The following is a 3,832-nucleotide window of genomic DNA, read 5'->3' on the forward strand; positions in this document are numbered from 1 at the left end:
AGTTGTGGTTAATGTAAAAAACCGAGAAACTAAATGAATAAAACAATATTTGAGATTACTAAAATGGACTGTCCTTCAGAGGAAAATCTAATCCGAATGAAATTGGACGGAATTTCAAGTATTGCGAATTTGGACTTTGACATTCCGAACCGAAAACTGACCGTTTTTCACAGCGGAGAAACTGACCAAATTGAAAAGTCAGTTATCGAACTGAATTTAGGCGGAAAGAAAATCTCGACTGTACAAACTGACCAAACGGAATTTAATGAAAATGCAAATCAAAAAAAATTACTTTGGACTGTCCTCGGAATAAATTTCGCATTTTTCCTAATCGAAATGACAACAGGAATAATCTCAAAGTCAATGGGTTTGGTCGCAGACAGTTTAGATATGCTTGCAGATAGTTTTGTTTATGGAATTAGTTTGTTTGCGGTTGGCGGAACAGTAATAAAGAAAAAACGGATTGCCAAACTTGCTGGATATTTTCAAATAACACTTGCAATTATTGGATTTGTAGAAGTTTTAAGGAGATTTTTCGGAGACGAGAAACTACCCAACTTTTCGACAATGATTATTGTTTCGATTTTTGCACTTATTGCAAACGGAATTTGCCTTTACATTTTACAAAAGTCAAAAAGTAAGGAAGATGCTCATATGAAAGCAAGTATGATTTTCACTTCAAACGATGTGATTATCAATTTAGGAGTAATTACAGCAGGACTTTTGGTAAATTGGTTGAGTTCAAGCAAACCTGATTTGATTATCGGAACAATCGTTTTTGTTTTGGTAATTCAAGGAGCTTTTAGAATTTTAAAATTAAGTAAATAAATAAAAAACACTAACCACAACAATGGCTATAAGTAATTGCTTGGTCTCGCCTACTTCTGAAAATCCTCGCGGATTTTCAGTTTGGTGTGTACTTGCAAAGTTAAGTGCTAAAACACGCAACTACTCATAGCCGAAACCGTTGTACATAATGCTGAAAAACACCATTTTTATATCGATATTTCTAACTTCAATTTTGGGTTATTCTCAAAACATTAAGTCAATAACCGAGTTTAAAAAAGTTGGAGATAGTTTGACCAAAAACAGACTGACAGAATTTGACAAATCTGGAAACCTAATCCGAGAAGTGAAATATGGTAGATATGATTCGAGATTAAAAACGTTCAGAAACAAAATAAGAACTTTTGAATACGAAAATGGACAACGGATTTCCGAATATTTTTGTGAAGATTTTGTTGCCAAAGACACTTGTGTGCTTCGTTCGTTCTCAACATTTGAATTTGACAAAAACAGCGGGATTGAAAAACAGACCAAATATGAGTCTGACTCGTTAATCCGCTTTATAAAACAAACCAAAAAGCAAAAAAGAGTAAAAACATCCAAAACTCACTCTTGGGAATTTATGCCTGTCGAAAAACCGAATTATGAAAAGGCTTTGGTATTAACAGATACAATTTTCTATGACAAAAAGAATCGGAAAATAAAGCGTGTGAGTTACAACAATCGTGAGAAAAAACCAGTAATTGAACTTTATGATTACTCAAAAAAAACATATACATATCAAACGAAAGGAACTTATCGAGATACAATACTGACTTTTGACTACAGTAAATTGCAAAAGTTAGCTGACAAAAAATCATTGGAATACATTTTCCAAAATGAGAAACAGTTTGAATACGAAATTGTATATTATTAAAAAGCACTATGTACAACAACGGCTATAGTTCATTGCTTCTGACTTTCCTTTCGGAAAGTCCTCGCAAATTTGCTATCTTCGGTTTACGGCGGAAAATCCTCGCGGATTTTCACGCAACGAAACCATAGCCGAGACCGTTACCTATAATTCGCAAAAAAATACACGTTGCGTATATCGCTCCGGTTGAATTCCCTCCTATTCTATCTTTTTAATAAGCCGAACAATTCGAGCTTCTTTGAAACTACTCGGAATTTTTAATTGGTCAAATCCTGCCCAAGCCGAACGGCTAAAGTTCAATTGCTTTTGCTTTCCCGTGTTTTGCGCTTGCAAACAATAGGTAACAATGGCTATAATTCAACGTTGCTTTTTTGGTAAGTAAAAAATTCCTACATTTATGAAGGCTGATTTCTTAGCGGAAAATCCTAAGCGGATTTTCCACGTCGAAATCATAGCCGAGACCGTTGGCAAACATTTTGAAAACCAGATATTAATGAAAATAATAACTATAATTGGACTTTTAGTTTCTTTAAATGTCTTTTCCCAAGAGATGAAAATTTCGGACTTGGAAAATTTAAAACAAAATTTAACCGCTGAAATAAATAAACTAAACGACTCTTTAAAAAAAGTTGACATTCAAATAGCATTCTTGAAATCTAGCGAAATTAAAAAAATGGTTTCAGACTCTTCTTTAACTTCTTACGCAAGAGAAAAAGCATATATAAAAAAATCACCCAATGTAATGGGAGAAATAATCACCAAATTAACAGAAAAAAAACAAGTAGTATTACTGGACTATTATGATGGATATTTTGGTATTTGTACGGATTCAATTTGTGGATACATGAGCGAAATGTGGATTGAAAAAAACAAAAAAATCTATGAATTCATAAAAGTTAAAAAGGAAGAACAAAAAGAATTAAAAAGGCTTGAATACGAGAATAAACTTAAATTAAAACAAGCAGAATATGCCAAATTAGAAAAAGAATACATCAAAAAATACGGACAAAAAACGTATGACAAACTAATGCAAGGATATTACTGGATTGGAATGAATAGAGAAATGGCTACCATCTCTTTAGGCAGACCAAAAGATATAAATAGGACTGTTGGTTCATGGGGTGTTCATGAACAATGGGTTTACGATGGGATTTACTTATATTTTGAAAACGGAAAACTGACATCATACCAAAATTAAAAAACGATTTGCCAACACCGGCTATAGTTCATTGCTTCTGACTTTCCTCTCGGAAAGTCCTCGCAAATTTGCTATCTTCGGTTTACGGCGGAAAATCCTCGCGGATTTTCACGCAACGAAACCATAGCCAAACACGTTGGGCAACATTTGAAAACAACCATTTTGAATATGAAAAATGAATTTACAATGACAAAAACATTTCTTGGATTACTATTCTTTATATTCTTTTTTATTGGTTGTAATAACGAGGTAAAAACAAATGTTCCAAACGACAAGGGAGATTTCAACGGACTTTACACTGTTGAATATGAAGATTATGATATGCAATACGTATGGATTTTCACAGAAGACACACGTTATATATTATATCCAGGAACAAATTCGGAGTATCTGAACCCAAATAAACAGATTAATTACGAAACACCTACTCATTACTATGTTGAGGGCAACAAATTTTACTCTTGCGGAATAGAAACAAGCATGAAAGCAACACCTTTAGATAAATGTAAAAAAGAAGGTTATGACCCAAGATTTAATATTATTAGCATAGATACAGTAATTGAGTTTTCGAATTATAAGTATCAAAAAATTGTTTTGGAATATTATAATTCAAAATCACATGAGAAAATAATATTAAAAAAGAGTTTATGACAAATGAGCAAAAAGTAAGTATAGAGCAAGAGTTAACCAATCTTTTAAAAAGCAAACACTCTGACATAAAATCGCATGTTGACGAGTTTGACAAAAAAGGAACTATAATTATTTCTTTCTTTTGGGATAGAATTAGTAAAGAAAATTGGAATAATGCTAAAAAATTTAAGTGCCATATCAATGACTATCCTAAAATTTTAGAAACTGAAATCTTGCCTTATTTTAAATAAAAACGTTGCCCAACAAAGTACTGTGGTAAAAAACAAGTAAAAACCCATTAACTT

At 32.4% G+C, this 3,832-nt stretch carries 5 protein-coding genes; all 5 read left to right on the forward strand.

The features are described 5' to 3' along the window. Nucleotides 1–33: 33 nt before the first annotated feature. Nucleotides 34–828, forward strand: a complete 795-nt coding sequence (locus tag D778_RS13945) for a cation efflux transmembrane domain-containing protein (RefSeq protein ID WP_007651882.1) — start codon at nt 34–36, stop codon at nt 826–828. A 148-nt stretch (nt 829–976) separates the two neighbouring features. Beyond that, nucleotides 977–1,702: a hypothetical protein gene (locus D778_RS13950; RefSeq protein ID WP_007651889.1), complete on the forward strand. Its 726-nt coding sequence runs from the start codon at nt 977–979 to the stop codon at nt 1,700–1,702. Nucleotides 1,703–2,192: 490 nt separating this feature from the next. Then, nucleotides 2,193–2,897, forward strand: a complete 705-nt coding sequence (locus D778_RS13955) for a hypothetical protein (RefSeq protein WP_007651890.1) — start codon at nt 2,193–2,195, stop codon at nt 2,895–2,897. Nucleotides 2,898–3,044: 147 nt separating this feature from the next. Then, complete coding sequence (locus D778_RS14720; RefSeq protein WP_202898536.1) at nt 3,045–3,548, forward strand: hypothetical protein; 504 nt, start codon at nt 3,045–3,047, stop codon at nt 3,546–3,548. Beyond that, entirely contained in the window at nt 3,545–3,778 is a 234-nt protein-coding gene (locus D778_RS13965; protein WP_007651892.1) for a hypothetical protein, read from the forward strand. The genes D778_RS14720 and D778_RS13965 overlap by 4 nt, the downstream gene beginning before the upstream one ends. The last annotated feature ends 54 nt before the right edge of the window (nt 3,779–3,832 follow it).

Source organism: Xanthomarina gelatinilytica (genome assembly GCF_000348685.1).
GTDB classification, from domain to species: domain Bacteria; phylum Bacteroidota; class Bacteroidia; order Flavobacteriales; family Flavobacteriaceae; genus Xanthomarina; species Xanthomarina gelatinilytica.

Bases quoted from the DNA above. Each gene is read 5' to 3' on its own strand.
- D778_RS13950 (WP_007651889.1), top strand. From the start codon at position 977: ATGCTGAAAAACACCATTTTTATATCGATATTTCTAACTTCAATTTTG.
- D778_RS13965 (WP_007651892.1), top strand. From the start codon at position 3,545: ATGACAAATGAGCAAAAAGTAAGTATAGAGCAAGAGTTAACCAATCTT.
- D778_RS13955 (WP_007651890.1), top strand. From the start codon at position 2,193: ATGAAAATAATAACTATAATTGGACTTTTAGTTTCTTTAAATGTCTTT.
- D778_RS13945 (WP_007651882.1), top strand. From the start codon at position 34: ATGAATAAAACAATATTTGAGATTACTAAAATGGACTGTCCTTCAGAG.